4 protein-coding genes and 1 pseudogene are annotated in these 4,657 nt (G+C 61.4%); 4 read left to right on the forward strand and 1 reads right to left on the reverse strand.

Translation table 11 applies throughout. The features are described 5' to 3' along the window. Positions 1–78: 78 nt before the first annotated feature. The 4 genes from OKC30_RS19885 to OKC30_RS19900 all read left to right on the forward strand — a co-directional run bounded on the left by OKC30_RS19885 (position 79) and on the right by OKC30_RS19900 (position 2,989). Complete coding sequence (locus tag OKC30_RS19885) at positions 79–603, forward strand: hypothetical protein (protein ID WP_160839458.1); 525 nt, start codon at positions 79–81, stop codon at positions 601–603. A gap of 274 nt (positions 604–877) precedes the next feature. Beyond that, positions 878–1,798, forward strand: coding sequence for an aspartate carbamoyltransferase (gene pyrB, locus OKC30_RS19890; RefSeq protein ID WP_010676005.1), 921 nt, complete (start codon positions 878–880; stop codon positions 1,796–1,798). Positions 1,799–1,814: 16 nt separating this feature from the next. Further along, a complete protein-coding gene (gene pyrI, locus OKC30_RS19895) occupies positions 1,815–2,279 on the forward strand; it encodes an aspartate carbamoyltransferase regulatory subunit (RefSeq protein ID WP_010676006.1) in 465 nt (154 codons plus the stop codon). Between the two features lie 218 nt (positions 2,280–2,497). Continuing rightward, positions 2,498–2,989 carry an arginine repressor gene (locus tag OKC30_RS19900; protein WP_160839456.1) on the forward strand — a complete coding sequence of 164 codons (492 nt, stop codon included), beginning with the start codon at positions 2,498–2,500 and terminating at the stop codon, positions 2,987–2,989. Positions 2,990–3,143: 154 nt separating this feature from the next. On the opposite strand, the pseudogene OKC30_RS19905 reads toward OKC30_RS19900, so the two are convergent. Continuing rightward, positions 3,144–4,549: pseudogene (locus OKC30_RS19905) on the reverse strand (YfcC family protein). Between the last annotated feature and the right edge of the window lie 108 nt (positions 4,550–4,657).

Consider the following 4,657-nt stretch of genomic DNA (forward strand, 5'->3'; position numbering starts at 1 on the left):
GTCAGTGCCTGCATAGAGAAAACAGACTACCCGCTCCCGGAAGAGTTGTTGTCAACATCCTCCCGGTGAACGGTTACGCTGCAACAGCTTGCGCCCCTCAACTTCCGGGATGAGCGCAAGACGGAGACCCTGGCCGACTATCTGGACAGAGTCTCTCCCCTGGTGCCCTCCATTCCCTCCAATGTGCTCGCCCAGTGGATTTACCGTCATTGGCGCGGTTTTGAATCCAACTGGAGCTTTATCGATCTCGCCAGCCACCAGTTCGAGTGTGAGCACTGGCCCACCGACCAGATTATCGAGCAGATAGACTCCCGCCACATGGAGGTGATCGATCGCTGGGGCGAGATGCTGCGCAGCAACCGCTACGTGCGCCGCTCCTGGCTCGGCGATGACATGCTGCACCGGGGCACCTGGTCCGAGCCTGTCATCGTCCTCGCCACCGCCCCGGGAACCTGCTACCCGGACGGTCACCCCCTGCCCCATCCCTACTGCCTGCTGGAGGGGCACCACAGGCTCGGCTACCTGCGCAGCATGGCCGCCGATGGCGCCCCCTTGCAGGCGCAGCACGCACTCTGGATATGTCGACCCGTTCGCGACACTTAAACGTTTTTCTGGGCAAATCCTGCCTATGAAATAAATTTTTGACAATTCAAAAACCAGCCCTATAATCGGTGCGGTTTTGAAAAAGGTCGGGACAGGACAATGCCGTTTTTGATGAAAAAAGCAGCCTTGCAGACGGGTGGAGCGCACCAGAGCGGCCCCGTTGTTTCCGGTTCCCGTCCCACAGATCCCCCGTTTTTTTTGAAAAGAGCCCCTGTTTCAGGGGCTTTTTTTTGTGCCGGAAAAACCTTCATTGATGCCAAAGGGAATGCAGACGATGACCAATCCACTCTATAACAAACACGTCATCTCCATCTCGGATCTGACCCGGTCCGACATGGAACTGGTGGTCGCCACCGCACAGCGGTTGAAGGCCGAACCCGACAGCCGCCTGCTGAAAGACAAGCTGGTCGCCAGTTGCTTCTTCGAAGCCTCCACCCGCACCCGTCTCTCCTTCGAGACCGCGGTCCAGCGCCTGGGCGGCAACATCATCGGCTTCGCCGACGGCGGCAACACCAGCGCCAAGAAGGGCGAGACTCTGGCCGACTCCATCAAGATCATCAGCTCCTACACCGATGCGGTGGTGATGCGCCACCCCAAGGAAGGGGCAGCCCGTCTGGCCTCCGAGTTCTCCCGGGTGCCGGTCATCAACGGCGGTGACGGCTCCAACCAGCATCCCACCCAGACCCTGCTCGACCTCTTCTCCATCCACGAGACCCAAGGCAAGCTGGACGGCCTCAACGTCGCCTTCGTCGGTGACCTGAAGTACGGCCGCACCGTCCACTCCCTGGCCCAGGCCCTGAGCCTGTTCAACTGCCGCTTCTTCTTCATCTCCCCGGAGGCGCTGGCCATGCCGGACTACCTCTGCGAGGAGCTGGAAGAGAAGGGCATCCGCTTCAGCGTGCACGAGACCATGGAAGAGGTGATGCCGGAGCTCGACATCCTCTACATGACCCGCGTCCAGAAGGAGCGCTTCGACGAGACCGAGTACAAGCACATGGCCGCCAAGTTCGTGCTGGAGCTGGCGACCCTGGAAGGGGCCAAGCCCACCATGAAGATCCTCCATCCCCTGCCCCGGGTTGACGAGATCGAGGTCGCCGTCGACAAGACCCCCCACGCCTACTACTTCCAGCAGGCGGAGAACGGGGTCTATGCCCGCCAGGCACTGCTGGCACTGGTACTGAACGAAACCGTCTAAGGGAAAGGGGAACATCATGTCCGAGAAGAACCAACTGCAAGTCGAAGCCATCCGTCACGGCTCCGTCATCGACCACGTCCCCGCCGGCCAGGGCATCAAGATCCTCAAGCTGTTCCAGCTGATCGAGACCCAGGAGCGGATCACCGTCGGTTTCAACCTGAAATCCGGCGCCCTCGGCAAGAAGGATCTCATCAAGATCGAGAACACCCGTCTGACCGAGCAGCAGGCCAACCAGCTCGCCCTGTTCGCCCCCAAGGCCACCGTCAACATCATCGAAGACTTCGTGGTGGTGAAGAAGCACCAACTGGCGCTGCCGGAGTTCATCGAAGGGGTCTTCCACTGCCCCAACTCCAACTGCATCTCCCACAACGAACCGGTGGAGAGCTACTTCCGGGTGCGCGAGGTGAAAGGGGCGGTGCGGATGAAGTGCAAATACTGCGAGAAGTCCTTCACCCAGGACATCGTCAGCGAACGCTACTGATTTCCTGCCGACAAAGGATATCCATGTGGGCCCCATCGGGCCCATTTTTGAACCCTGTCACATCACTTATTCCCCCTTTGGTTATAATTTGCCATCCCGTAATGGATATACCTCGCTCATCCCCTGCTTGAGTGCTCCTCATTAGTGTTTTTCGCTATGAAAAGCCGGAACGACAGACTGGGCGAGACCGCCATCGCTCATCGCCAAAGGAAGTCGCCATGGTCAACACCCTCAGCCGCCCAGCAGAACCGGAGTCAGATCTGGCCCAGCTCGACGCCTGCCGCCAGATCATCGGCCAGCACTGCTACAGCACCCAGGAGGAGATCCGCCGCGAGCTCTCCGCCCGCGGTTTTGCGGACATCAGCCAGTCCACCATCTCCCGCCTGCTGCGCCGTCTCGGGGTCGCCAAGGCCCAGAACGCCAACGGCAAGAAGGTCTACACCCTGGTGGACGAGCAGCTGGAGCCCGCCGGCAGCACCCGCGCCATCCATGACATGGTGCGCGCCGTGGTCCACAACCAGCAGATGGTGCTGGTGCATACCACCCCGGGGGCCGCTACCGTGGTGGCTCGCCTGCTGGATCGCAACGCCAATCCCGAAATCCTGGGGGCCGTGGCCGGCAACGACGTGGTACTGATCGCCCCGCGCCACATCAGCCGAACCCGCCAGGCTCACGCCGCCGTGGTGCGCACTCTGGAAAACGCCCGCTGACCCCTGCTGGATGCCAGAAGGCGACCCCGGGGTCGCCTTTTTGTTGCCCGCGCGGCAAGGAGCCAGGCCACGGGAGAGCCCGGGCGTCCTGCCTTGCCAGCCACAAAAAACGGGAGCCCCAGGCTCCCGTTGTTGTCCCTATGTCTGTCGGCATTCATGCCAGCACGGCGCCCAGGCTCAGGCAGAGCACGATCAGCACGGTCAGCATGCCGAGCAGCGGGGCCACCCACTTCAGCCAGCGCACATAGGGCACCTTGGCAATGGCCAGCCCCCCATGACCACGGCGGAGGTCGGGGTCACCAGGTTCACCAGACCGGAGGCGGACTGGTAGGCGGTGACCACCAGCTCGCGGCCCACGTTGGCGAAGTCGGCGAGCGGCGCCATGATCGGCATGGTCAGCACCGCCAGACCGGAGGAAGAGGGCACCAGGAAGGAGAGCACCACTTCCAGCACGAACATCACGTTGATGAAGACGATGGTGGAGAGGCCGGTCACTATCCCCTCTGCGCTGTGCAAAATGGTGTGGGTGATCATGCCGTTGTCCATCACCACCACGATACCGCGGGCGATACCGATGATGAGGGCCACGCCGAGCAGATCGCGGGCACCGTCGATGAAGTTGGAGGTCAGCTCCTCCTCGCTCATGCGGGAGATGACGCCGACGATGATGGCGGCAGCCAGGAAGACGCCGGAGATCTGCGCCATCCACCAGCCCAGCACGGCCACCCCGTAGATCATCACGGCAAAGGCGGCGACGAAGATACTCAGCACGATCTTGCGGGTGGTGGTGAACTCCAGCATCTGGTCGCTCTTGTTGCCGAGGAAGTGGGTACGGTTCTCTTCCCACTTGTCGGCCACCAGGGACTTGCTGGGATCGCTTCTCACCATCTTGGCGTAACGCATCACATAGGCCACGCAGATCAGCCAGCCGGCCACCAGCATGGCGACCCGCAACCAGATGCCGTCGGTGAAGGAGATACCGGCCGCGTTGGCGGCGATCACGGTGGCGAACGGGTTGATGGTGGAGCCCAGGGTACCGATACCGGCTCCCAGCAGCACGGTCGCGGCAGCCACGACAGGGTCGAAGCGGGCGGCCATCATCACCGGCACCAGCAGGGTGTAGAACGGCAGGGACTCTTCCGCCATGCCGTAGATGGTGCCCCCTGCGGCGAACAGCGCCATCAGAATGGGGATCATCCACTCTTCACGGCCACGCAGGCGATCGGTGACGCGCTCGATACCGGCATCGATGGCACCTGTCTTGGTCACGATGCCAAGGAAGCCACCGATGATCAGGATGAAGAGGGAGACGTCGATGGCGCCAGCCTCATAGGTGTCGTGGTTGTAGAGACCGTCGATGGGTGCCAGCAGCACGTCGACTATCCCCTGGGGATTGGCATCCACCAGTTTGTAGGTACCGGCCACCGGCACTTCCTTGCCGAGGGCCTCGTTCATGGTCATCTCGTATTTGCCGGCCGGCACTATCCAGCTCAGGGCGGCCACCAGGGCGATCAGCACAAACAGTATCGTGTAGGCTGACGGGAACTTGGATTTGGTCATGGTCCAGCTTCCTTCTGTGGGTGTGGTATCCATCCGTCATTCCGCACCTGATTTTGCTATTTTCAGTGCTTGACGGCGATCGGCCGTTCTGATCTATTACTCTCTTTT

Origin of the sequence: Aeromonas sp. QDB18, assembly GCF_027705325.1 — a bacterium.
Classification (GTDB): Bacteria; Pseudomonadota; Gammaproteobacteria; order Enterobacterales; family Aeromonadaceae; genus Aeromonas; species Aeromonas caviae.